The sequence below is a fragment of the Pusillimonas sp. DMV24BSW_D genome (genome assembly GCF_011388195.1).
Taxonomy (GTDB): Bacteria; Pseudomonadota; Gammaproteobacteria; order Burkholderiales; family Burkholderiaceae_B; genus Neopusillimonas; species Neopusillimonas aestuarii.
In genome coordinates this window covers 92,857-115,897 of sequence record NZ_CP049990.1, presented here as the reverse complement: position 1 = coordinate 115,897, position 23,041 = coordinate 92,857, and the positions used below count along the sequence as shown (strand labels likewise).

22 protein-coding genes are annotated in these 23,041 nt (G+C 53.2%); 7 read left to right on the top strand and 15 right to left on the bottom strand.

Annotated features, from left to right (window positions below; all coding sequences use genetic code 11):
* Positions 1–45 precede the first annotated feature (45 nt).
* A complete protein-coding gene (locus G9Q38_RS00535; protein ID WP_119441488.1) occupies positions 46–504 on the bottom strand; it encodes a MarR family winged helix-turn-helix transcriptional regulator in 459 nt (152 codons plus the stop codon).
* A 224-nt stretch (positions 505–728) separates the two neighbouring features.
* Between G9Q38_RS00535 and G9Q38_RS00530 the strand changes: the two genes are divergently transcribed.
* Both G9Q38_RS00530 and G9Q38_RS00525 read left to right on the top strand, forming a co-directional pair.
* A complete protein-coding gene (locus G9Q38_RS00530) occupies positions 729–2,576 on the top strand; it encodes a phosphoenolpyruvate carboxykinase (GTP) (protein WP_166126720.1) in 1,848 nt (615 codons plus the stop codon).
* 21 nt (positions 2,577–2,597) lie between these two features.
* A complete protein-coding gene (locus tag G9Q38_RS00525) occupies positions 2,598–4,364 on the top strand; it encodes a ClcB-like voltage-gated chloride channel protein (RefSeq protein ID WP_166126717.1) in 1,767 nt (588 codons plus the stop codon).
* A 15-nt stretch (positions 4,365–4,379) separates the two neighbouring features.
* Here the strand turns inward: G9Q38_RS00525 and G9Q38_RS00520 are convergent, their stop codons facing one another.
* From G9Q38_RS00520 to G9Q38_RS00505, 4 genes are read right to left on the bottom strand one after another with little or no spacing between them, the layout of a single operon-like run.
* Positions 4,380–6,104 carry a SulP family inorganic anion transporter gene (locus G9Q38_RS00520; RefSeq protein ID WP_166126715.1) on the bottom strand — a complete coding sequence of 575 codons (1,725 nt, stop codon included), beginning with the start codon at positions 6,102–6,104 and terminating at the stop codon, positions 4,380–4,382.
* A gap of 35 nt (positions 6,105–6,139) precedes the next feature.
* The gene (locus G9Q38_RS00515; protein WP_166126712.1) at positions 6,140–6,565 is read right to left on the bottom strand and encodes a YeeE/YedE family protein; all 426 of its coding nucleotides are present in this window, start codon (positions 6,563–6,565) and stop codon (positions 6,140–6,142) included.
* 26 nt (positions 6,566–6,591) lie between these two features.
* Positions 6,592–7,023 (bottom strand): YeeE/YedE family protein, encoded by a 432-nt coding sequence (locus G9Q38_RS00510; RefSeq protein ID WP_166126710.1) that lies wholly within the window; start codon positions 7,021–7,023, stop codon positions 6,592–6,594.
* Positions 7,024–7,026: 3 nt separating this feature from the next.
* Positions 7,027–7,347 carry an ArsR/SmtB family transcription factor gene (locus G9Q38_RS00505; RefSeq protein WP_114419462.1) on the bottom strand — a complete coding sequence of 107 codons (321 nt, stop codon included), beginning with the start codon at positions 7,345–7,347 and terminating at the stop codon, positions 7,027–7,029.
* A 113-nt stretch (positions 7,348–7,460) separates the two neighbouring features.
* Between G9Q38_RS00505 and G9Q38_RS00500 the strand changes: the two genes are divergently transcribed.
* Together G9Q38_RS00500 and G9Q38_RS00495 are read left to right on the top strand one after the other, a co-directional pair.
* Positions 7,461–8,321 carry an MBL fold metallo-hydrolase gene (locus G9Q38_RS00500; protein ID WP_166126707.1) on the top strand — a complete coding sequence of 287 codons (861 nt, stop codon included), beginning with the start codon at positions 7,461–7,463 and terminating at the stop codon, positions 8,319–8,321.
* Between the two features lie 45 nt (positions 8,322–8,366).
* Positions 8,367–8,726: a DUF5368 family protein gene (locus G9Q38_RS00495; RefSeq protein ID WP_166126705.1), complete on the top strand. Its 360-nt coding sequence runs from the start codon at positions 8,367–8,369 to the stop codon at positions 8,724–8,726.
* On the opposite strand, the gene G9Q38_RS00490 is transcribed toward G9Q38_RS00495, so the two are convergent.
* Positions 8,723–10,753 (bottom strand): sensor domain-containing diguanylate cyclase, encoded by a 2,031-nt coding sequence (locus G9Q38_RS00490; protein WP_166126703.1) that lies wholly within the window; start codon positions 10,751–10,753, stop codon positions 8,723–8,725. The two genes, G9Q38_RS00495 and G9Q38_RS00490, sit on opposite strands and share 4 nt — an antisense overlap.
* Positions 10,754–11,377 carry a biliverdin-producing heme oxygenase gene (locus G9Q38_RS00485; RefSeq protein ID WP_166126686.1) on the bottom strand — a complete coding sequence of 208 codons (624 nt, stop codon included), beginning with the start codon at positions 11,375–11,377 and terminating at the stop codon, positions 10,754–10,756. It lies immediately after the preceding gene.
* A 131-nt stretch (positions 11,378–11,508) separates the two neighbouring features.
* Between G9Q38_RS00485 and G9Q38_RS00480 the strand changes: the two genes are divergently transcribed.
* A complete protein-coding gene (locus G9Q38_RS00480) occupies positions 11,509–13,029 on the top strand; it encodes a malonate--CoA ligase (RefSeq protein WP_166126683.1) in 1,521 nt (506 codons plus the stop codon).
* Here G9Q38_RS00480 and G9Q38_RS00475 read toward each other — a convergent pair.
* From G9Q38_RS00475 to G9Q38_RS00445, 7 genes are all read right to left on the bottom strand, one after another.
* The gene (locus tag G9Q38_RS00475; RefSeq protein ID WP_166126680.1) at positions 13,017–14,618 is read right to left on the bottom strand and encodes a bifunctional 3-(3-hydroxy-phenyl)propionate/3-hydroxycinnamic acid hydroxylase; all 1,602 of its coding nucleotides are present in this window, start codon (positions 14,616–14,618) and stop codon (positions 13,017–13,019) included. The two genes, G9Q38_RS00480 and G9Q38_RS00475, sit on opposite strands and share 13 nt — an antisense overlap.
* Positions 14,615–15,400, bottom strand: a complete 786-nt coding sequence (locus tag G9Q38_RS00470) for an IclR family transcriptional regulator (RefSeq protein ID WP_166126677.1) — start codon at positions 15,398–15,400, stop codon at positions 14,615–14,617. The genes G9Q38_RS00475 and G9Q38_RS00470 overlap by 4 nt, the downstream gene beginning before the upstream one ends.
* Positions 15,401–15,413: 13 nt before the next feature.
* Positions 15,414–16,268: a fumarylacetoacetate hydrolase family protein gene (locus G9Q38_RS00465; RefSeq protein ID WP_166126674.1), complete on the bottom strand. Its 855-nt coding sequence runs from the start codon at positions 16,266–16,268 to the stop codon at positions 15,414–15,416.
* 52 nt (positions 16,269–16,320) lie between these two features.
* The gene (locus G9Q38_RS00460; protein WP_166126672.1) at positions 16,321–17,151 is read right to left on the bottom strand and encodes a VOC family protein; all 831 of its coding nucleotides are present in this window, start codon (positions 17,149–17,151) and stop codon (positions 16,321–16,323) included.
* 164 nt (positions 17,152–17,315) lie between these two features.
* The gene (locus G9Q38_RS00455) at positions 17,316–18,281 is read right to left on the bottom strand and encodes a MerR family transcriptional regulator (RefSeq protein ID WP_166126669.1); all 966 of its coding nucleotides are present in this window, start codon (positions 18,279–18,281) and stop codon (positions 17,316–17,318) included.
* A gap of 166 nt (positions 18,282–18,447) precedes the next feature.
* Positions 18,448–19,731, bottom strand: coding sequence for an aminomethyltransferase family protein (locus G9Q38_RS00450; RefSeq protein ID WP_205962319.1), 1,284 nt, complete (start codon positions 19,729–19,731; stop codon positions 18,448–18,450).
* Between the two features lie 64 nt (positions 19,732–19,795).
* Complete coding sequence (locus G9Q38_RS00445) at positions 19,796–20,623, bottom strand: ion transporter (RefSeq protein ID WP_166126667.1); 828 nt, start codon at positions 20,621–20,623, stop codon at positions 19,796–19,798.
* A 235-nt stretch (positions 20,624–20,858) separates the two neighbouring features.
* Here G9Q38_RS00445 and G9Q38_RS00440 point away from each other — a divergent pair, with 235 nt between their 5' ends.
* Positions 20,859–21,386 carry a 3-hydroxyanthranilate 3,4-dioxygenase gene (locus G9Q38_RS00440; RefSeq protein ID WP_166126664.1) on the top strand — a complete coding sequence of 176 codons (528 nt, stop codon included), beginning with the start codon at positions 20,859–20,861 and terminating at the stop codon, positions 21,384–21,386.
* 17 nt (positions 21,387–21,403) lie between these two features.
* Complete coding sequence (locus G9Q38_RS00435) at positions 21,404–22,015, top strand: cysteine hydrolase family protein (protein ID WP_166126662.1); 612 nt, start codon at positions 21,404–21,406, stop codon at positions 22,013–22,015.
* Here G9Q38_RS00435 and G9Q38_RS00430 read toward each other — a convergent pair.
* The gene (locus tag G9Q38_RS00430) at positions 21,999–22,925 is read right to left on the bottom strand and encodes an MBL fold metallo-hydrolase (RefSeq protein WP_166126659.1); all 927 of its coding nucleotides are present in this window, start codon (positions 22,923–22,925) and stop codon (positions 21,999–22,001) included. The genes G9Q38_RS00435 and G9Q38_RS00430 overlap by 17 nt on opposite strands.
* Positions 22,926–23,041 lie beyond the last annotated feature (116 nt).

The following is a 23,041-nucleotide window of genomic DNA, read 5'->3' as shown; positions in this document are numbered from 1 at the left end:
TATTATGGGATGGTGAAGTCAGCCCGGCATGCTGCTGCCAGGTCATTAGTGCCTGTTTCGGTCGTAGCGCAGCAGGGCATTGCGCAGTGCTTCAAACATTTCCTCACCTAGCTCGGCGCACATTTCTTGTTCGGCACGGTTCAGTGCCGTGCCGAATGCGTCGAGCCATTTCATGCCGGCGGGTGTGAAAAAAATGATTTTTGCGCGACGATCGTTGGGGTCGGGCTGGCGTTCGATAATGCCGCTTTGTTCAAGCTGCGCAATCAGTTCGCCCATGGATTGTTTTGTAATACCTGCACGCCGGGCCAGTTCGGTTGCGCGTGTGCCTTCCGTGTCGAGGTTACGTGTAATGGTTATGTGGCTTAGAGAGAAGCCCCCATATCCGGCTTTTTCCATTTCCAGCAAAATACGACTCTCAAACCGTTTAATCGCATTATTAAGCAATCGGCCGATGTTATCGATACGCCAGCGCGGCGTGAAAGGTTCTCGGGTTAGGGCGTTCATGGTGGGCAGGCGGTAGCGTGGTGTTGTTACGTTATTATTACAATTTGTTTAATAATTTCTCAAGCTTCCTGATAAGTTTAGCCTCGCCACCTCGAATTAGAAAGGTAAACGTGTTATTAAATGTAACTTAAATTCGGTCGGAAGGCTTGCCATGCGTGTCAATGAGACTAAAATGCCAGCTTGTGTTGCATCGAAATACCCTGTTTTAACGGAGACTTACGCATATGAATGTAGCAACTGACGGCACACCTTCCATTCAATTGAACGCGCCGGATTGGGTCAAGCATGAACGGCTTAAAGAATGGGTTGCCGAGATTGCAGCACTAACACAGCCTGATCGCGTCGAATGGTGCGATGGTTCTCAGGAAGAGTATGATCGTCTTTGCGGCATGATGGTAGAAGCGGGCACGTTAAAGCGGTTGAATCCGGAGAAAAGGCCGAATTCTTACCTGGCCTGGTCCGATCCCACCGACGTGGCACGGGTGGAAGACCGTACTTTCATATGTTCACAGAAGCAAGAAGACGCCGGCCCTACCAATAACTGGATGGATCCGGCCAAGATGCGCACCACGTTGAATGGGTTGTTTGAAGGTTGCATGCGCGGCCGCACTTTATACGTCATTCCGTTTTCCATGGGGCCTTTGGGCTCGCCCATTGCACACATTGGGGTTGAGTTGTCTGACTCCCCCTACGTTGTCGTGAATATGCGTCTCATGACACGCATGGGGCGCAAAGTTTACGACGTGCTGGGCGACAACGGTGCGTTTGTGCCTTGTGTGCACTCAGTCGGCAAGCCACTCGAGCCCGGCGAAAAAGACGTGGCTTGGCCTTGCAATGAAACCAAATACATTGTGCATTATCCGGAAACCCGCGAAATATGGTCGTTCGGCTCCGGCTACGGTGGTAATGCTTTGCTGGGTAAAAAATGCTTTGCATTGCGCATTGCATCTACCATGGGGCACGATGAAGGCTGGTTGGCGGAACACATGCTTATTCTGGGTGTGACCTCGCCCGAGGGTAAGAAGATGCACGTGGCGGCGGCATTCCCGTCGGCTTGCGGTAAAACGAACTTTGCCATGCTGATTCCGCCTGAATCCTTATCCGGCTGGAAAGTCACGACCATTGGCGATGATATTGCCTGGATTAAACCGGGTAAAGACGGCCGCCTTTACGCTATTAACCCTGAGGCGGGTTATTTTGGCGTTGCGCCGGGCACCAATGAAAAAACCAATTTCAACTGCATGGCCACATTGCGTGAGAATGTACTGTTTACCAATGTTGCCTTAACCGACGATGGCGATGTTTGGTGGGAAGGCATGGGCCCGGCCCCCGAGCACTGCACCGACTGGCAAGGAAAGGACTGGACCCCCGACTGCGGCCGCAAAGCGGCGCATCCGAATGCGCGCTTCACGGTGGCTGCAGATCAGAATCCGGTGATTGACCCCGATTGGGACAACCCCGCTGGTGTCCCCATTGACGCCTTTATTTTCGGTGGCCGGCGTTCCGACACCGTGCCATTGGTCACCGAAGCGCGCAACTGGGTCGAGGGTGTTTATATGGCAGCCACTTTAGGTTCCGAAACAACGGCCGCTGCGGTGGGTGCGCAAGGCGTGGTTCGTCGTGACCCGTTCGCCATGCTGCCTTTCTGTGGCTATAGCATGAGCGCCTATATTGCACATTGGTTGCGCCTGGGCGATAAATTGAACGAAATGCAGGCAACGCATCCCAGAATCTTCTGCGTAAACTGGTTTCAAACCGACGAAAACGGTCGGTTCATCTGGCCCGGATTTGGCGAGAACATGCGAGTGTTGAAGTGGATGCTCGAGCGAATTCAAGGCGAAGCCAATGGCCACGAGCATCTTTTTGGCATTACGCCACGTTATCAGGACATCACCTGGGAAGGGCTCGACTTTAACGAAGCCTATTTTCAGCAAATTACTTCAATCGATGAAGAAGCCTGGAAGAAGGAGTTGGCTTTGCACGCCGAGTTGTTCGATAAGTTAAGCCATCGTTTGCCCGATGCGCTACCCAGTCTGCATTCCCGGTTCCAGGCGCAATTGCAAACATCATGATGCTCAAAATCGGTATGGCTCATGCTGCTTCGTGAGCTGGTTTCGGCATCGCGGCAACGTTTGCAGGGTTATAGCTGGCTGTCCCAGCAACCTGCCATGCTGGTCTGGGCCACGGTGGCCGGCGTTCTTGGAGCGCTGGCCACTTTCCTTTTTTATCAGGGCATCCACTTCTTTCAGTTGATTTTTCTGGGTCAGGCCGGAGAAATCGATGATGTTGTGTCGACCTTACCCTGGTGGGCACGTTTGATTTTGCCTGCTTTAGGGGGCGTTGCCGCCGGTTATGTCTTACGGGCATCATCCCGTTTCAGTGCTGATAAGCCGTCTGATTATATGGAATCGGTTGCGATTGGTGACGGCCAACTGTCTATTCGGCAGGGCCTCTTGCGCTCGCTGTCTTCACTTATTTCGGTGGCCTCCGGAGGCTCGATCGGTCGTGAGGGCGCTATGGTGCACCTGGGTGCGCTGGGGGCGTCAGTGTTGGGCCGCTTTGCACCGTTCAATCGTTCACGTTTGCGTTTGATCGTCGCCTGTGGTGCGGCGGCAGGTGTTGCGGCTGCGTACGGGGCACCGATTGCAGGTGCGTTGTTTGTCGCCGAAATTGTGTTGGGTACCATGGCCATCCATACGGTGGGGCCGTTGTTGCTGGCCGCAGCCGTGTCCAGTTTTACCGTAAAGGCCTTAGGCGGGCATTTGGTGAGCTATACCCTGCCGGCCGTACCGACGTTTGGTATCGATGCCATGGCACCGATGCTGATTTTGGGTATTGTTGCCGGTTTCGGCGCACCTTATTTCCTGAAGTTTCTCGATCTGTTTCGCAGCGCTTTTAAAAAAACCGGCTGGTCGGAGCCCTGGCGTTTGGGGCTGGGCGGCTTGTTGCTGGGGGTCATTCTGGTGTTTATGCCGTTGGTTGCGGGCAATGGCTATAACGTTGTTGCCTCGCTACTGGGAACGTCGTGGCCATGGCATGCCGTGTTGCTGGTACTGCTTATGAAGTTGCTGGCAACTGCGCTTACGGTGGGTTCGGGCGCGGTAGGGGGTGTTTTCACTCCCACGCTGTTCATGGGTGCGGTGGTGGGAACCTTGTTTGGTCAGGCGCTTGAGTGGCTGTTCCCAGGTTTTGCGCTTCCTATGTTTGTCTACGCTGCGGTGGGAATGGGTGCTTTTTTGGCTGCCGGTACAGGCGCGCCGCTTATGGCCATTCTGATGGTCTTCGAGATGACACACAGCTATGCGTTGGTGCTGCCTTTAATGCTGGCTTGCGTATTGGCTTATTTCGTTGCGCGTGCCGTTGCGGAAGTGGCGATGTATGAAGTGACACTGGTGCGCGAACGCGACACGAATTTGCGCAATCGTTTGCGCGATACGCTGATTGGTGACCTGATCAAGCCTGCGGTCACGGTTGTGGCTACCGCAACGCCGGTCAAAGTCGTATTGCAGCGGTTTTCCGAATATCCGGTGCGTTATTGGTATGTCGTTGATGAAGACAGTATTTTCCAGGGGGTGATTGCCCAGCAGGATGTTACCGGGTTGTTATTGGGGCAGGGCGATATTGAAGACAAAACCGCCGGTGATATTTTGCGTCTGGATTTCGTGAAGCCCCTGCATCCGGACATGAGTTTGGATGCCGCTCAGGATATTTTTGTGAACTTTACCGGCGAGCGGATACCCGTGGTAAGTCACGGTGAGGCCCCCAAGTTATTGGGTGTCGTGTATAAGTCGGATTTGCTGGAAAAGTATTTTGCCTTGAAAAAGTCGCTTGATAGCGGTGGCGACTCGGTACATATTTAAGGTCGTTGCGCCCCACTATCGTGAGAAGGCTAATGAGTCTAGGTTGCGCTCTTCCACGAACTTAAAGGCATCGTGTGCGCTCAGGAAAATAAGGCCTTCCAGGGCGCGCCCCAGGTGAGTTTCATGTAGTCGGTCCATAACCGGGCCTTTTACTTCGGCCAACATAAATTGAATACCTTTTGCGCTAAGGCTTTCCTGTAACTGTGTTAAAGCCTCAAGGGCGGTTGAATCGATTTGATTCACTGCCGGGCACAGTAAGAGCACGTATTCCACCTTCGGGTTGGCGGCCACACATCTTTCAATATGGCTTTGCACCAGCGAGGCATTGGCAAAGAACAGGCTTTCGTCAACGCGCAGTGCCAATAAGTTGGGCAGCGTATCGACTTTATGCCGCCGGACATTTCTGAAGTGTTCGGTACCAGGTACCCTGCCGACAATGGCGATATGCGGACGGCTGCTGCGCCATACAAGAACCGCAAGTGATAGCGCCACGCCTATCAATACACCCGCTTCGACTCCCAACAACAGTACGCCTATTAAGGTCACCACCAATGACAATGCATCGGCACGGTCGTACTGCCAGGCGGATTTAAAAGTTGAAAAATCCACTAATGCAGTAACGGCGATGATAATGGTGGCCGACAACACGGCTTGAGGCAGATGGTGGAAAAGCCCGGTTAGGCTCGCGATTACTATCGCCATAAGAACGGCCGAAATCACGCCGGCCAGAGGCGTGTTGGCGCCTGCGGCAAAATTAACCACGGAACGGGCGAAGCCGCCGGTAACCGGGTAGCCGCCTGATAATGCACTCGCCATATTGGCGGCGCCCAACCCCAGAAGCTCTCGGTTCGGCTGGATACGTTCCTGTCGTTTAAGGGCTAATGACTGCGCAACGGACACGCTCTCTACAAAACCCACAAGGGAAATCAAGAGCGCAGGAAGCCAGAGCGCAGCCAAGTGGTTCATGCTGGGTACAAGAACATTAAGAGAAGGCAACCCCGCCGGCACTTCACCCACAATGGCAACTTCGGCTTCAGCGGCAAGATTCCACTGGGCGACAGTGATAATTGAGACAATAACCGCAACCATAGGTGCCAGCCTGGAAATGAGCGACGCGGTTTTTTGTTTTAGTCCTACTTTTTGCAGCACGCCGCTTAGATAAGTGCGTGCAAAAAACAGGAATGCCAGTGTCGATAACCCCAGAACAGTGGTGGCCGGATTTGCCTGGGGAAGCTGCACAAGCAGTTGAAAGAGTTCCTGAAAAACGTTGTTTGCGGTGGTTGTTAAGCCAAACAAGTGCTTCAATTGGCTCACGGTGATAAGAATAGCCGAGCCTGAAATGAAGCCGCTGATGACCGGATGGCTAAGAAAGTTGGCCAGAAACCCCAGGCGCAGCAAGCCAAATGCCAGCAACATGATGCCTGAAAGCAAGGCAAGTGTGGCGGCTAAAACCACATACTGTTCTGTGCCGGGTTGCGCCAGCGGTTGCAAGGCACTGGCCGTCATTAAAGACGCAACGGCAACCGGCCCGACGGCGAGCGTCATGCTTGAGCCCAGCAGAGCGTAAGCGACCAGCGGCAGCACGCTGGCGTACAGTCCGATCTCGGGCGGCAGACCGGCCAGCATCGCGTAGGCCAGGCTTTGGGGGATAAGCATGACCGTGACAATCAGGCCCGCTGTAAGGTCGCCAGGCAGTTTTGTCTTTTGATAGTGTGCCAACCATTCGGGCAGCAGTCGCATGAGGCTTCCTGTGAGCGATGAGCTTGTTGTCGGGTTTAACGGGAACGGCTGGCTTTTCTTTGCACAATTTCGTATATCGCCATACCTGCCAACATGGCGATAACGAAGATCAGTGCCTTCGATTGGCCCGAACCAAGGGAAACCAGGGCGGGCCCGGGACAATAACCGGCCAGGCCCCAGCCTACGCCGAAGGTGAGGCTGCCAATGACCAGGCGCTTATCGATATCGGTTGACGCGGGCAGTTTTAGTGCGCCTCCCAGAAAAGTCGTGGTGCGTTTGCGGGCAAGGGTAAACGCAACCAGCCCCACTAGAATGGCGCCGCCCATCACGAATGCCAGGGAAGGGTCCCATAACCCGGTAAGATCAAGAAACCCCAGCACTTTCGAGGGATCACTCATCCCTGACAGAATAAGGCCGAGGCCGAAGACCAGGCCGATAAGGAATTCAAAAATGCGTTGCATGATAAGTCCTTGAAAGTCGGTTGCGATCAGGCTAATAAATGGCGAACAACATAAACAGTGAGAAAACCGGTTGCCATGAATGCAAGGGTGGCAACGACTGATCGAGGCGACAGGCGCGATAAGCCGCATACCCCGTGGCCGCTGGTGCAGCCCGAACCGTAACGGGTGCCAAGCCCGACCAGCAAGCCTGCCAGGATTAGAATGGGAGTAGAGGCCTCAATAGTGGCCTCTACCGGCTCGATGACTGCCGACCAAATCCAGGGTGCGGCAAGCAAACCCAGTACAAATGCCAAACGCCAGCCCCAATCGCCGGTTTTCGGCTTGAGCAGACCGCCCACGATGCCGCTAATTCCCAGAATTCGACCCAAAAACAGGATAAATACCGCAGCCGATAGGCCAATAAGCAGGCCGCCTGCCAGAGACGTCCAGGGAGTGAAGTGAGTCCAGTCGATTGTCATGCGTTACTCCTTGTTTGGGCCACAGAATTGCTCATACAGTACTTGCATGACGGCAAGTGCCTGCTGACTGCCGATTTGGTAATACACATTCTTACCTTCGCGCCGGGTGCTGACGATGTTTTCGGTACGCAAAACCCCCAGTTGTTGGGAAAGGGTAGGTTGGCTGATTCCTACCAACGCTTCGAGTTCGCTCACGCACTTTTCACCTTCAGTAAGTTGGCACAGCAAAAGCAGGCGATCGGGGTTTGATAAAACCTTCATTAAACGGCAAGCCTGCTCCGCCGATTCACGAACCGATTCCAGGTTAAGGGTAAGTTCAGTCATGATGTGTTGATCAGAATCAATGCTCAGGAAGTTAGAATACGATATCATTATATTTGAATATATTATATTTTTCAATATAATGAAAGCAAGATAAATTACTTTGAAGGTGCACTATGAACCCTATTGTTAAAGGCTTTTACGATGACACCACCGGCACGGTGACTTATGTTGTGTATGAAAAGCCTGGGTCCGTTTGCGCAATAGTTGATCCGGTGCTGGATTACGACCCAAAAGCGGGGCGAACGTCGACGGCCTCCGCCGATAAGGTCATTGCTTTCGTGAAGGAAATGAATTTGTCGGTTGAGTGGATTCTGGAAACCCATGCCCATGCCGATCACCTATCGGCTGCGCCTTATATGCGCTCGCGCTTGGGTGGAAAAATAGCCATCGGCGCGAACATTACCCGAGTGCAAGGTGTGTTCAAGAAAATATTCAACCTTGAACCTGAGTTTCGCCTGGATGGAAGCCAATTCGATCACCTTATCGAAGAAGGGGTGCCGTTTACCATTGGGAACCTGCAAGCCGAGGCGATCCATGTACCTGGCCACACCCCGGCGTGCATGGCTTACAAGGTGGGCGACGCGGTGTTCGTGGGCGACACCTTGTTCATGCCCGATCTGGGAACGGCCCGTTGTGATTTCCCTGGGGGTGATGCTCATACTTTGTATCGTTCAGTGCAAAAGTTGCTTCGCCTGCCATCGGAAACACGCTTGTTCATGTGCCACGATTATCCGCCTGAAGGGCGCGAGGCTCATTTCGAGTCCACAGTGGGGGAGCAGCGGGTACATAATATTCATATTCACGAAGGGGTTTCTGAAGCGGCTTTTGTGGAAATGCGCACCCAGCGTGACGCAACACTTGATATGCCCAATCTTATTTTGCCGTCGGTGCAAGTCAATATTCGGGCGGGCCAAACGCCGCCGCCGGAAGGCAATGGTGTAAGTTATTTGAAAATACCGTTGAATCAACTATAGGTGTTGCTAGATTACAATTCACGCGGGCATGCTGAAGGGGGCGCTATGAATGATTTCAATCCGGTTTCGCTATTTCATATTATGTGGCAGGTGTTGTCGGGGTGGTTTTGGCCACTGGTCATCATTACGCTGGTGCTAATCTATGGTGTATTCAGCGGCTTCAAAGGGCTGCGGCGAAGGGGTTTGCGTGCGGGGCCGCCTTTGTTCTGGGCGCTGGTGGCCGGATTGTTGGCAACGGTTGTGGCAACCTGGCTCTTGCCGTATTCAACCCAGGCCGATCTGTCGATCTTCCGTTCATTGATAGATTTCCTGGCCGTTGTTCTGTTGGCGTTGGTATGTGGCCTGGGCGTGTTTGCGCTGGTTTTTTCTATCGTTGCCCGTAAGCGAATCAGGAGAATAAATTAACGAGGGGGTTCCGGCGTGTTGCGCGATGCAGTATAGCTAACCGTTCGGTCGTACAGCTCAAAACCGCATCGATTTCGGCGCTTAACTGCATACATGGCTAAGTCGGCGCGGTGCAAAAGGTCGGTCGCCGTTCGGGCGTGATCCGGGTATAACGCCGCCCCGATACTAGCGGTAAGCCTCACCTTCTCACCGTTATCCAGCAATACCGGTTCCGAGATGGAGTTCAGAAGCCGATCGGCCAGGCGTTCGGGGTCACCTACTGCACGCACACGGGTAAGCACAATAGCGAACTCATCGCCACCCAAACGTACCAGTACGTCGGTGTCACGCAATAAAGCCTTCATCCTTTGCGCCAGCTTAATCAGCACTTCGTCACCTACGGAATGGCCGTATTGGTCATTTACCGGTTTGAAGTCGTCCAGATCGATCATCACGGCAGCCATCCGACCGCCTGTTTGTTCATACTGTGTAATCACACCGTTAAGCGTACGATTCAATTGATTGCGATTGCCAAGGCCGGTTAGAGCATCGGTTAGCGACTGCTGCTCGAGCTCAAGAAACTCGAACACTTCATTCAGGCTCGTGCGCAGCCGAAGGGCACTCTCCAGTTCGCTGGCAGACCATGGTGTGGAAATCCCCTGCACAAGCTGACGCCATGTTTCAAACGACGTACGCGGCGTCAGCCCGGCTTTCGGGTCGTTAGGGTGAGCAGTTTCTTGCGGAACACCGGCCCATTCCATTTGTGACGATTGTTCCTTGCGCATAAGGATCAGAAATTCGTTACGGTTCAGTTCGATGCGAAGTAGCCCGCTTGCCGTTTTGCGAAGTTCTTCGTTTTCTTTCAGGTTATCGTCGAGTTCATGACGTGCAATGACCGGCCCGGGCGTCTGGGCTGCCAGCCAGTTAAGTAGCGTTGCGCGCGTTGGCGTGTTGGGAACTGCGCCGTCGAAGAAGTCACGTTCCTGATAACGCATCCAGGCGCCGTCGGCAACAAAGGTTTCACGTATTTGCTGTAGTTGGCGCTGAAAGGTGGGCCCATTGGCGCCGTTGGTTTGAATGTCTTGCCGCAGTTGCCGCCGCATGAGCAAGTGTGTGTGCCGTTCTTTAGCGTGGCGCAGTTGGGCCAGGCCCGACATGTGCAAGCCGGCAATACGGCTAAGGTGTTCGCACAACTGCCGGTCGGCGAAAGATAACCGTTTGCCCGTCAGGTTATGGCATGGAATCAGGCCCCATAAGCTATCACCAATCACAATTGAAACGCTGAACGACGTAGTGACATTCATATTCTTCATATATTGAATATGAACAGGATGAACGGCGCGCAATTCGGCATAGGTCAGGTCAACCGGCTCCGGCCGAGTTGACAGAATGTGGATTGTTTCGGCGTGCGCATCGGCAATAAGGCGTTGCAGCTTGCGTGTGTATAGCCTGCGGGCGTTCTCGGGTATGTCGTTGGCAGGGAAGTGATGATTCAAATAACCCGAGATACCCGACTTTAAAGTTTCTGCAATGACTTTGCCATGCCAGTTCGGTAAAAACTGCAAGAGCATGACGCGGTCGAAACCCGTGACCATGGCAATAAAGCGCATCAGGCATTCGGCAGCGGCCTGTTCTGAGTCGGTGCGCCCCATTTGCGAAAGGCACGCCGCCAAAATAGCGCCTCGATCACGCCCGAATGCGTTTGTTTCGGATTCGGCTTCGAACTCTACGACAACATTATTTCCGGTGCGATGTCTGGCCATGATAAGTGACCTGTTGTTGATACGCACGGGATGTAAATGAATGCCTGACAGGCCTATTGCTTCAAATGAGCTCAACGACGAGGGAGGGTGGATTTGGGGGAACAGCGCCATCCAGGGGCGCCCCAACATTTCCTTGGCATTTGGACCCAGCCAATCGCCCGCGTTCTCCGCCGCAGCCACGATGACATCGTTCTCGTCGGCAACCAGCAAGGTGCCGTGATCCTGGGTTTTGCCCAGGAACTCGAGTTGCGCAGTCAGGCAGTCGCTGAAATAGACAGGCGTCATTTAGTGGCGTGTTGAAGGGGTTAGTGACGCGATGAAAGATTCAAAAACCCAGGTCGCCCCGTGTTTCAATTCAGACAACGTAACAGGCCTGCTGTTCTGAGGTGTATCGAGTAGCAAACAAAGTTGACGCCATGCGGGTACTTGGGCCAGTAGGGTGTGCCAATAGCCTTCGGGATGCAGCGGCCAGGCTGGGTGGTGGTTTCGGAGGGCCCGAATGACATAGGGTGTGCCCTGTGACGCGCCTTCCAGAACGTAACGGCCGCCCAGATAAGCCGACATGGGGCATAGAAATGTCGGCATGGGGGGCAGCGCAGCACGGGGTTCCGCCAAATCTGAATCAGAATTGTTGAACATGACATATTCTTTCCTGATATGAGGCAGGCGCGGCTGATAAGCCGGCAGAACAGGTTGCTGAAGGCTTTGTTCAAGTTTAGCCAGACCAGGTTCAATATGTTGATACGCAAGATGAAAATTCGATAACGCACGCGCATAGGTAGGCGCGTCGAGATCGGGCTGCGTTAAGGCTTGAAGGGTGGGGCTTTGATCGAGCTGCTGGTGCAACGGCCACACATGAGCCCGCAAGATAGACCGCAATGTGTCGGGAGGATTCAAGAAGTTTTCCATATTTAATGCGGAGCCTTATTAATGCCGGTGCTTTTATTGCCCCGTAGCGGTCATACTACATTTAAGCTTATGGTAACAGTTCGCTTATTCTGCCCGTAGAATGACATTTTTTACAAGTGCAGAATACACTCATGTCCCACAATGCCAACCTTTACGCTATTTTGGCCTCAGGCTTTCCGGCCGACCGGAACACCGTTGCCATAGAGACGCCCAGCCGGCAGTATAGCTATGGTGATATTGAACAAACGTCGGCACGTTTGGCGGCCTATTTAGCCAGTCTGGGGATGGCCCCCGGCGAACGTGTGTTGGTTCAGGTGGAAAAATCTCCTGAAGCGCTGATGTTTTATTTGGGTGTTCTGCGTGCCGGCTTTGTTTACATGCCGCTTAACACCGCCTATCGGGAAGCCGAAGTGGCTTATTTTCTGAATGATGCCCGACCTTCGCTCATCGTATGCGACGCATCAAACTGCGCCTCGATTTCTGCATTGGCACATGATAATGGCGGTGTTCGGGTTGAGACATTGAATGCGGACGGCTCGGGCACGCTATGCGATGCCGCCCAGGGTTTCGAGCCGGCATTCACCACGGTTGACACCCGAAACGATGACCTGGGTGTGATTCTGTATACATCGGGTACCACGGGCCGCAGCAAAGGCGCCATGTTGTCGCATCGAAATATGGCGTCGAATGCCCAGGTATTGCACCAATATTGGGGCTGGCAATCGAGTGATGTTTTGTTGCATATGTTGCCTATTTTCCATGTGCACGGTTTGTTTGTGGCGGCGCATGGTGTTTTGTTGGCCGGTGCGCGAATGATTTGGTTACCCAGGCTGGATATTGAGCAAGCCCTGTATTATTTGCCGCGTTGTACAGTCATGATGGGGGTGCCCACCTACTATGTTCGCTTGTTGGCTCAGCCCGAGTTCGGGCGGGAGCATTGCAAGAGCATGCGGTTATTTGTGTCGGGCTCGGCTCCGCTTTTACAGGAAACGTTTGATACTTTTCAGCAGCGAACCGGACACTTTATTCTTGAGCGCTACGGCATGAGTGAAACCGTGATGCTTACATCCAATCCATATAGCCCTGAAGACGGCCCCAGATTAGGTGGAACGGTGGGGCGACCGTTGCCTGGGGTATCGGTGCGGATTACAAACGATGTTGATCAAGCTTTGCCTGACCAGGAAATCGGCCATGTTCAGGTTCGGGGTGAAAACGTATTTTCGGGTTATTGGCAGATGCCTGATAAAACCCGTGAATCGTTCACCGATGATGGCTGGTTCCGAACGGGGGATGTGGGGCATTGGAATAACCAGGGCTATTTGGTTATTGTGGGGCGCAGCAAAGACTTAATTATTTCAGGCGGATATAACGTTTATCCGAAAGAAATTGAATTGATGATTGATGAGATGCCGGGTGTTTCAGAGTCTGCTGTTGTGGGCGTGCCACACCCCGACTTCGGCGAGGCGGTGGTGGCGGTAGTGGTGCCGCAATCGGGTGTAATGCTTGACCCCATCGCGATTCAGCGCCAATTAAAAGCGTCTATTGCTAATTTTAAGGTACCCAAGCAAGTACATATTATTTCCGAGCTCCCCCGCAACACGATGGGTAAAGTGCAAAAAAACGTATTGCGGGAGCGCTATCAAGCCAGTTGAAGCAAATCGTTTAGTTGCTTTACGGTTTGGTTACCGTTTTTGCGCGGAATGCATGCCATGACGTAACGGTCGGGGCGCACCAGAAGCCAAATGTCTTGCGCTCCGGGGCAGTGACGCTCGAACTCGCCTGAAACGTCACGCACGGTATGTGCGGCGTCGGGTGCGGCGGGGAAGGGGTTGTAAAAGCGCGGCGTGATACATAACCGTTTCAGGTTCAGGCTTTGTTCAAACGGCAGTAACGGCAAGCCTTCAAATGCCTGGGCCGGGTTGGGGTGACACGCAATCAACGCAAAATCATTTCCCAGCAGGTCGTCGAGTCGAATCAGGCTACGATCAGGCCTTTCCAGCATGGGCTGGCACACCATCCGCCCCACCAGTGTGTTGCGCGGGTCGGCGCCGTCGGCCACGAAAAAACCTTTCGTGAAACGGGGTTTGGGCTTATAGCGCATTTGCGTGATGTAATCGTTGGCGGGCGGGATCCACCGTAACGCACGGAACGCAGCCTGGATGAGCTTGGCTTTCAAGAGCGTGCCCGGCATCATGATTTTGCCTAACGTCATGGCCATTTCAATGAGCTGCCAGGCGTGTTCTGGCCGCTCTTCCTGATAGCTGCCCAATGCTTTGGGCGGCAAGCGACCTTGCAATACGGCGGCTAATTTCCACGACAAGTTTGCCGCGTCGCGCAGCCCGCTGTTTAACCCCTGGCCGGCGAATGGCGGTGTTAGGTGCGCGGCGTCACCCAGTAAAAAGACACGGCCTTTTTGCCATTCATTTGCCATGCGGGCATGGAAGGTGTAAACCTGTTTGCGTACGATTTCAATATGCTCATCGGGGCCATGGTCGCGCAATAACTGACGCACGAAATCAATATCGGTGACCTGCTCGTCGGTTTCACCTTCAAGCAACATGAACTCGAAACGACGGGTGCGGTTGGGGCCGGGCAGATTAATGCCGGGGCGGCGCGGGTCGCAGTAAACGCGGGTTTGACGAAAGTTGTCATGCGTTCCCTTAAGGTCGATGATCAGCCATTTTTTTTCATAAGTATTGCCGTGCATGCCAACGCCCAGCATGTGGCGCAGCGGGCTGCGGCCGCCGTCACAAGCCGCAACGTACTGACTGTTGTGAACGTAGTGGCCGCCGTCATGGCGTTGAATGGTGAGTTGGACACACGCATCATTTTGTTCCAGAGTGCAAACTTCCTCGCCGAAACGGATTTGTGCGTGTGGATACTTGCCTAGATTTTCTGCGAGCATGGCCTCGAGTATGGGTTGTGCAAAAGCATTGCGTCGAGGGTGTCCGTACTCGGCGGAAGTGGGGGATACTGAAGCAAAGGGCTGTCGATCGGGGCCCATATAAACGGAGCCGTAATCCATTGCACAGGTTGCTTTCAATGCCGCGTCCAGTCCTGGAATCTGCAGCGCACGCAACGACTCATCGTCAATTGAAATGGCCCGTGGTTCCTGAACGGTTGTGTGGTGGCGTTCGATGACCACTACCGGTACGTTATACGCGGCCAGAAGGTTGGCCAGCATCAGCCCGACTGGGCCGGCGCCGACGATCGTGACGGGGGTAAGCGGTTCGCTGTTCATGAGGCTATTGTTTTGTCTGTGTCGGATCGAGAAAGTTTTTCCGAAATACGCGCGGCGGCGGTAACGATACCCATAATCAAACGGTCTTCGTCGGCCATGCTTGTTTTATCGTCGAGTGTCACGACGCTTAAGCTATGCGCAACATGTCCTGTCGAGCTGAATATCGGGGCGGCGATTCCCATGCGGCCTGCGTCCACCTCACCGCGTGAAACGCAGTAACCGCGCCTGCGTATTTCGCGTAGTCCGGCGCTGAACGATTTCCAGTCATGTCCCATGCCGGCGGCGTGAATTTCTTGCTGGTTTTGTTCATATTCGCGTTTTTGTGCGCGCCAGGGCTGATGCGCCAGGATGACTTTCGACGTTGCGCCACGGTAGAGCGGCATGGGACGGCCGCGTTCATAGCTGGTATGTGCCGGCCCATTGCCCGTGGTTTGCTCATGAATACACATTACTTTGCGTCGGTATACCTGGCAAAGAATCAGGGTTGAGCCGGGTTCCAGGGTGTCGGTGAGTCCGGCCAGGACAGGCCCGGCCACTTTCGCAAGCGGGTCGGTGATGCGAATGATGCGGTCGTATTCAATGAATGCCGGCCCCAGGCAATAACCTTGACCGGGTGCTTCATCCAGGTATTCAAAGCGCAGCAGGCTTTGGAAATAGCGATAGGTACTGCTTACGGGAAGCCCGAGCTCGGCGGCGACTTCTTCCACTGTCCAAATGGGTCGCTGTTCAGTGAACAAGCGGGGAATGGACAGCATGCGTTCAACCGCGTTGGCTTTTTGCATTCCCGTGGTTTCCTTACACCAGTTCGTCGGCGATAGGGTTGCGCAAGAGGCCGACTTGAGTGATTTCAACTTCAACTGTGTCGCCCGGCTTCATGTAAACAGCCGGCTCACGCTTGAAGCCCACCCCGCCCGGCGTGCCGGTTGCAATGACGTCGCCGGTTTCCAGCGGAGCGAATGATGATACGTATTCGATGATTTCGCCAATTGAAAAAATCATGTCGGCAATCCTGGCTTGCTGCATGATTTCGCCGTTCAGTCGTGTTGTGAGTGTTTGTGATTCAATATCGGATACTTCATCGCGGGTTACCATCCAGGGGCCGAATGGGCCTGTTCCGACAAAGTTCTTGCCTGGTGTGAACTGGTGTGAATGACGTTGCCAGTCGCGAATCGACGCGTCGTTGTAGCAGGCGTAGCCGGCAATATGATTAAACGCGTCGGCTGCTTTAATGTACCGGCCGGGTCGCCCGATGATGAGGGCCAATTCACCTTCGTAATCTAGTGCGGTGGAGACTCGGGGGCGAATAATAGGGTCGCCCGCGGCGATCTGGCTGGATGCAAAGCGCGTAAAAATCGACGGGTGGGCTTCTTTCGGCCGGCCGGTTTCAACGCGGTGTGTCTCGTAATTCAGCCCAACACAGATAATCTTGTTCGGGTTCGGAATAACGGGTAACAAATGGATTTCATGGGTAGATAAAACCGGGGCCAGGTTTAGCGCCGCTTGCGCTTCTTCCAGCCCGCTTGCCAGCAAAGACTTCAGGTCGTTATAACGATGGCCGAGTACGGCCGAAAGGTGGGCGACTTGTTGGTCGTTAATTTGAGCGCCATAGCCAGATTGGCCGTTGCGTCCGACAAAAGAAATTAAACGCATGGATGTGTACTCCGTGATTGAATGATTTGCATGTATTGCGGCAGTTCCTGATTTAACTGCGCAGATAGGCTTTACCCCAGCTATTTAAGGTTTTTTCGCGATGTTGCCAGGAACCGGTGGGCCGGTCCTCCGTCACTAGCTCAAGTTCGGCTGAAATTTCCAACCAGTTGGTGTCGGGGTCTCGGATCATGAAGAATAGGTTTTTGCCGGGTCCATGGCGCCCTGGGCCCCAATCAAGCAAAATGTCTTGCTCAGAGAGAAAGTCGGCCCAGTCACGAATCAGGTTCCATTCACCGGCTTCATAACAATGGTGGTCGAATGCGTTCTGCCCTGCCACGAAAATGGCCAGAATATGATGTTCGTTGCCAGCGCGTAGAAATGCGGAACGCAGGCTGCCATCATCGGCATATACGTTGTCGCTAATGCGCATACCCAGTGTTTTTTCATAAAAGTCGAGCATGGGTTGAATGTGGGTGGTGCCGAACGCGAAGTGTTGCAGGCGTGCCGGCATACCAGCGTCTTGTGTTCTGTTCGAGCCGTCGTGTCCTATAACCAGGTTATGGCCATCGGGATCGGTAATGGTAAAGGCGTTGTCATTGAAAAACGGCGATAAAGAAGGCCGGGTTTGGATGCCGGCGGCTTCAATGCGTTTTCTCAGTTCTTCCAATGCTTCGGTCGAGGGGACATTCCAGGCAAAATATTGCAAGGTTTTTGCCTCGCCGGGGTAGAACACCATACGGCGCTCCCGCCCTTCACAAATATATTCTCCGGCTTTTCCTTGCGCGATGCGCATTTGCATTGCTTTACCGTAGAAAGCAGCAATGGATTCCGGGTCGGGACTATTAACGGCTAAATGATCGAGTTGGGCGGTGAGCAGACTCATGGCTTTCTCCGGGTGCGAGGTCGTTCCAGCGTGGCACGATATCTTGCATTATAGTAAAAACGTTTTATATAAATAACTTTTTTACCATAATTTGATAATTATAGAAAAATGAGCTGTAAAAAAAGCCGTGAAACACTTCACGGCTTGGGATGGGGCAGAAGAGGTCAGGCCGCAGCGCTTTCGCGCCGCCATCCTTCAACATCAGCAAGCCGGTCCAGCGCGTTTTCAAGCAACGATCGCGCTTGTCCGGCGGTTCGTTGCAGATCGCGGTGCAGGGCTGCATCCTGTGGGCTTCGGTTCACACATTCGGCGCTGTACTGCTCGAAGCTATTTAAACTCAGGATCAGTTCAATCAAGTGGCGAGGGCATTCGCAATAGGGGTTGTTGGAAGCCGCCAGAAACTGGCTTAGGGTTTCGGCGTTAAACCGGGGTGCCGGCGGCGTGTCGTTTGAATTCAGGTTCGATGAAATAACCGGTGAAGGCTGGCTGTTGCTATGCAATAGGGTTTGGCATAGCGCTGCTACTTCATGTGGGTCCGACGTTGCGCGAGCGACCTTGATTCCGTTTTGGCGCAAACGGCGCACCACTTTTCCGGGAGCAAAGCGGTACAACACAATCGCCTGGCTTGCGTCGCACGCCTGTTGAATGCGGCTGACAACATTCGGAGTGTCGTCGGTTAGCGTTGGCAATTCCACAATAACCGCTTCAATATGGGCGTCTTTGAACAGGGTTGCCGCTTCTGCCGGAATCATGGTGTGGCAGGTGACACGCAAGGCAGAATGTTTTAAAGCCTCGATAACATTTGGGCTGGCGACAAAGGCGCCCGCAATGCCCACGTGATATGTTTTGGTGGGTTTTTCGGGGGCGCTGCGCATGCTTTGCAGGCTAGCTGTTGGTAAATGCGCGATGGAGCCAATAGGGTAGCCTGCGTCAACCAACTGTTTGATGAGGGTCAGTCGTTGAATATCCTCATTCGAATAGAGACGCTGCCCGCGTGGACTGACACGGGGCCCGACAACCTTGTAACGCCGCTCCCATACACGTAGCGTTTCAACAGGCACGCCGGTAAGGCGGGCTGCCGTGCCGCTACGGTAGCCCTCGGACTTTGCGGAAGAGTCGTTCTGTGTCATGAGCCTGTCCTTGTTGATAATAATAAAATCTTAATTTGTACTGGTATTGAACTGATTAAAGCGTTTCAAATTTGATTTTACCGGGAAATATGAAAATAAAAAGCGGTGAACCGCTCAATATCGGTTCACCGCTTAGGGGTTGGTCGTTTTGACCCGTTATCTGACTTTATTTCGCGCCATGCAAGTCGAGACGGCGACGATCTTCTTTGTACGGAGCGGGTTGTACCGTGGCACGAATTGCCTTCTGTGGGCCGTCGGGATAGCCCCAGTAAACCTCAACCTGGTTGCCAATGTCAGCCTGATCGACGTCGATGGTGCACAGCGAAAGCATTTCACGGAAGTAGTAACTGAAGCCGCGAGCGGTGGCGATACCCACCTCCTTGCTGCCTTTCATGACTTTATCGGCCCACATGAAGCCACGCTGATCACGTGGCATGTCCATGAACGGGTAATGGTCACCTTTGCGGAACAATGACGCTTGTACGTCGAGCACATCATCGGCATTCCAAACCAGGGTGCGCATGGTACGGCGCGGGTTGGCTACTTCTTTTTCCAGGGCCTCGCGGCCAATGAAATCGTGATCGAACTTAATGTTACGCGACCACCCCAGTTCTACAGGACTGCGGTAATAGTCGCTTACATGCTTGCCGTCGAAGCTGCCGGCCACGTTGAACGTGGTGGCAAAGGCCGGCATGGCGGCACGGAACTCGTTGGCGTAGTCGATCATGTCTTCGCTGAAAATCGCTGGCAGATAGTCAACCACAATGGTGGGGAAGCAGGCCTCCAGGTGGTTAATGGATGACACCCGTCCGCCAATCCGGCGCAGGCCAAATTCTTCGCCGGCTTTTTGAATGGTTTCCATAATTTCAGGGCCCCATTCTTTAGGCCCTTGCAATTCGAAACCGATTTCGCCCGACATCCCCTGTCGTAGCGCCCAGATTTTATGACCGCATATTTCAATTTGGCCCTGATGCATAAACTTAATGTCGCGCAAATTGCCTTTGGCGACTTTTTCCAAAATGGCAAGGGAATTGGGGCCGGCTACCTGGTAAATAAACCAGTCGTCGGGGATGGTTTCGGCGTCGTAGCTACCGTGCCGCAGGTTGTAGTCAACCCAGAACCCACCCCGCCCGTGCAGCATGAACTCTTCCTCACCCAACCGGCTTAGAACGCCTTCGTGAATGACTTTGCCGTCTTTATTGGTATGAATAAGGTGTTTTGCCTGCCCGACAGCAAACTTGGCCAGGCTGTTAACAGATACGTCGGACAGCAAGCGCAGCGCGTCTTTACCCACGATACGACGTTGCCACAAGAAAGACCAATCGCCGATTGAGGCCGTTTTCTTCCACGACATGCTTTCGTCAAGCCAGTCGGTGTATTCGGGCAGCCCGAACCGCACAGAGAAATAGCCGGGCGGTGTTTTACGCATATCGGCAACGGATGGAATCATGATTTTGTCTCCTTGTTCAGGTCACTTAAGGTGTCTGTATTGATTTATAGATAAGTGTACATAATTATGATTTTTCCAGATTCCTGCTGAGTTGATCAAGTTGTTTTTGAATGCGTTCAAGCTGGTCGTGCAGATAATCCTTGTCGGCTTGTTCCAGACGGTCTTTCTCCCATTGCTGCTCTGCTTGTTCGGCTTCGTGAAAGGTTTGCATGGTATTCACAATAATGGCGATGAACAGGTTCAACATGGTGAACGTTGCAATCAAGATAAAGGGGATGAAAAAGGCCCAGGCCCAGGGAAACGTATCCATCACCGGGCGCGATATGCCCATTGACCAGCTTTCCAGCGTCATGATCTGGAACAGGGTATAGAAAGAACGCCCCAGGGTGCCGAACCAATCGGGAAAGTTGTCACCGAAAATATTGGTGGCGATTACCGCAGCAACATAATAAATAAGCAACAGCAACACCACAATCGACCCCAAGCCGGGTAACGCGCCCAGCAAGGCCGCTACGACTTTGCGCATGGCGGGCACCGCTGAAACCAGGCGCAATACCCGTAACACCCTAAGGGCACGCAGAATGGCCAGCGGCCCCGAGGCCGGCACCAGCGAGATGCCGACCACAATCAGGTCGAACAGACTCCATGGGTCGACAAAAAAGCGCGTGCGCCAGGCGTAGATGCGCAGCACAAGCTCAACGACAAACACCGCCAGAAACAGATTGTTAATCAAGCCAAGGGTCGGCCCCCATTGGGCAACAATGGTGGGCGATGTTTCCATGCCCAGAATGATCGCCGTTAGAATAATCAAGGTAAGAATGGTGCCGGTAAAGCGGGGGTGTTCTACCAGCTTTCGGGTGCGTTGTTGCAATGAAAGTGACGTGGCATTCATGATGAGGGAAACAAGAGGAGTTGACCGCCGATATTCTAGAGGAAGTTGATCTTCGCCAAGCACGTCGATTTACCCGCGGCACAGACGTTGATTTTCGTAAAGTTTGTGGCTTATAAAGACTTTGTTGCCCGCTAAAAATATTTTCGAACACTATTTTGCGTTCGCTTGTGTGACAATCAAAGCGTCGTAATGGGGTTGCTGCGTTGATCCTGTTCTCTTCTATTATGGAGGCACCATGGTTGTATTAGATAAATTTGAAATGCCGAATATCGATCTCGACGGGATCGTTAAGCACCTTAAAGAAACCGGTAAATATACTCATCAGCTGTGGCTGAATGATGAATCGTTGGCATTTATCGCTCGCGGGCGCACATATCGTAGCGAGTTTCACATTAATCCCAGCTATGAAATTCAGTTTTCCTTAATTGGGGATCTTGACCTGCACTACCGCACGCCCGAGGGTGAAACGAAAATTGCGCATGTGCCGCAGGGGTCGGTGTTGTATCAAGAGCCCTTTGTGCCGCATTCGCCGCGTTTTGCGCCGGATGCTTTCCAGTTCATTATCGAGCGTGCGCGAAAGCCGGGCGAAATAGATCGCTTCCATTGGTTCTGTCCGGAATGTGATAACTTTTTGCATGAAGAAACCTATGTAGTCGACGATTACCGTAAAGATCCGGTTGGTCGTGCTTACGACAACTACTACACCTCGCTGGAGTTTCGCACGTGTAAGAAGTGCGGCACCGTCGCACCTGGGCGCGACTAGTTCAGGGGCAGGGTAAGGTGTCATTGCTTGAAGCGCAGGTTCATCCCGAGTCGACGGCGTTGCTGGTCGTGGATATGCAGAATGATTTCTGCGCAGAAGGTGGTTATTTGCACCGCGACAGGGGTTACAACGTGGGTTTTGCGCCTGCGTTGGCCGATCGCATTCAAGGTTTAATAGAGGTCGCCCGCACGGTCGGCATGCCGGTGGTTTGGATTCGTTCGGTTTACGACTTCAAATACCTGAATGAACCCTATCGGGTGAAGCGGCGAGACGAGGGGTGTTGCCTTGAGGGCACCTGGGGTGTCGAATTCTTCCGTTTGCGGCCCGAGCCAGGTGAGCCGATTGTTACCAAACACCATTACAGCGCTTTTTTTGAAACCGACCTGCATGCTCAATTGCAGTTGCTTGGGGTGAAGACATTGGTCGTCACAGGCGTTGCCACCAACGTCTGTGTCGACTCAACGTTACGCGAAGGTTTTTTTCGTGGTTACTATATTGTGGTGCCGGAAGATTGCGTGAACAGTAACAGCAAAGCGGGCCACGAGGGTACGCTGGCGACGGTACGTAACAATATTGGTATTGTTTGCCCGTCGGACGACATTGTTCAACTACTTATGGCCCCCAAATAGGCAGGAAGGAGGGGTGGCCGGTGCGTTCCGGGTTGTGTTTGATTCTGCATACAAATGGTTCGGCAAAGTGCATCGGCAGCATCAGGATATTGTGATCAACACATTCATTTAGAACGGCGAGTCGGGTTTCCAGTGCTTTCACGCGGTCATCATCGAAGCGTGACCAAACTTCCGGGTAAGGTAGTTGAATGGGGTGGTGAATCACGTCGCCGCAAAACAGTGCATGGTGGTGCTGGTCTTTCAACCGGATTTTCGCGTGGCCGGGGGTGTGGCCAATGGCGCTTTCCACGGTAAGCAAGTCATCAACGGTGTAGCCGTCCTCCACTAACAGCATTTGTCCGGCTTCAGCAATCGGCAGAATGCTGTCCTCAAAAACATTTTCTTCAGCCGTGGTATGCACATAGTCGGGGCGCCGTGTATCCCAGCGCTCGAATTCTTTGCGTGAAAAAATGTACTTTGCGTTGGGGAAGGTGGGAACCCAGCGGCCATCAACCAGACGAGTGTTCCAGCCGACGTGATCGGCGTGAAGGTGAGTGCACATCACGAAATCCACCTCTTCGGGCCGCGCCCCGGCGCGTGCCAGGCGCTCCAGCCAGGGTTCGTTACGCATGTTGAACCGCTCGTTGTGCGGGCGCTCTTTGTGGTTGCCCACGCAGCCGTCAATCAAGATAGTGTGATGTTCAGTGCGAACCAGCCAACTGTGAATAGTGGATGTAATCTTGTCGGATTCCGGGTTGTAGAAAGTGGGTACCAGCCAATCTTTATGCGCTTCGAACATTTCAGGGCGGACTTCGGGGAACATGAAATTGCTGATAAAACCGGGGCCGTAATAGTCTTGAACACGGGTGATTTCCACTTTGCCTAATTGCAGCCCATGGCCACAGCAATTAATGTCAAACCCTGATGTCATGTTCGCTCCTTTGCTGTTATGTTTGAAATATCCAAGAAATATCGATTTTAGTGCCGGGCGCAGGCATTGAAATATGTTATTTTTGCTTACTGCGTCACTAGTAGGGTTTTATTTTT

Bases quoted from the DNA above. Each gene is read 5' to 3' on its own strand.
- G9Q38_RS00535 (WP_119441488.1), bottom strand. From the start codon at position 504: ATGAACGCCCTAACCCGAGAACCTTTCACGCCGCGCTGGCGTATCGAT.
- G9Q38_RS00530 (WP_166126720.1), top strand. From the start codon at position 729: ATGAATGTAGCAACTGACGGCACACCTTCCATTCAATTGAACGCGCCG.
- G9Q38_RS00525 (WP_166126717.1), top strand. From the start codon at position 2,598: ATGCTGCTTCGTGAGCTGGTTTCGGCATCGCGGCAACGTTTGCAGGGT.
- G9Q38_RS00520 (WP_166126715.1), bottom strand. From the start codon at position 6,104: ATGCGACTGCTGCCCGAATGGTTGGCACACTATCAAAAGACAAAACTG.
- G9Q38_RS00515 (WP_166126712.1), bottom strand. From the start codon at position 6,565: ATGCAACGCATTTTTGAATTCCTTATCGGCCTGGTCTTCGGCCTCGGC.
- G9Q38_RS00510 (WP_166126710.1), bottom strand. From the start codon at position 7,023: ATGACAATCGACTGGACTCACTTCACTCCCTGGACGTCTCTGGCAGGC.
- G9Q38_RS00505 (WP_114419462.1), bottom strand. From the start codon at position 7,347: ATGACTGAACTTACCCTTAACCTGGAATCGGTTCGTGAATCGGCGGAG.
- G9Q38_RS00500 (WP_166126707.1), top strand. From the start codon at position 7,461: ATGAACCCTATTGTTAAAGGCTTTTACGATGACACCACCGGCACGGTG.
- G9Q38_RS00495 (WP_166126705.1), top strand. From the start codon at position 8,367: ATGAATGATTTCAATCCGGTTTCGCTATTTCATATTATGTGGCAGGTG.
- G9Q38_RS00490 (WP_166126703.1), bottom strand. From the start codon at position 10,753: ATGACGCCTGTCTATTTCAGCGACTGCCTGACTGCGCAACTCGAGTTC.
- G9Q38_RS00485 (WP_166126686.1), bottom strand. From the start codon at position 11,377: ATGGAAAACTTCTTGAATCCTCCCGACACATTGCGGTCTATCTTGCGG.
- G9Q38_RS00480 (WP_166126683.1), top strand. From the start codon at position 11,509: ATGTCCCACAATGCCAACCTTTACGCTATTTTGGCCTCAGGCTTTCCG.
- G9Q38_RS00475 (WP_166126680.1), bottom strand. From the start codon at position 14,618: ATGAACAGCGAACCGCTTACCCCCGTCACGATCGTCGGCGCCGGCCCA.
- G9Q38_RS00470 (WP_166126677.1), bottom strand. From the start codon at position 15,400: ATGCAAAAAGCCAACGCGGTTGAACGCATGCTGTCCATTCCCCGCTTG.
- G9Q38_RS00465 (WP_166126674.1), bottom strand. From the start codon at position 16,268: ATGCGTTTAATTTCTTTTGTCGGACGCAACGGCCAATCTGGCTATGGC.
- G9Q38_RS00460 (WP_166126672.1), bottom strand. From the start codon at position 17,151: ATGAGTCTGCTCACCGCCCAACTCGATCATTTAGCCGTTAATAGTCCC.
- G9Q38_RS00455 (WP_166126669.1), bottom strand. From the start codon at position 18,281: ATGACACAGAACGACTCTTCCGCAAAGTCCGAGGGCTACCGTAGCGGC.
- G9Q38_RS00450 (WP_205962319.1), bottom strand. From the start codon at position 19,731: ATGATTCCATCCGTTGCCGATATGCGTAAAACACCGCCCGGCTATTTC.
- G9Q38_RS00445 (WP_166126667.1), bottom strand. From the start codon at position 20,623: ATGAATGCCACGTCACTTTCATTGCAACAACGCACCCGAAAGCTGGTA.
- G9Q38_RS00440 (WP_166126664.1), top strand. From the start codon at position 20,859: ATGGTTGTATTAGATAAATTTGAAATGCCGAATATCGATCTCGACGGG.
- G9Q38_RS00430 (WP_166126659.1), bottom strand. From the start codon at position 22,925: ATGACATCAGGGTTTGACATTAATTGCTGTGGCCATGGGCTGCAATTA.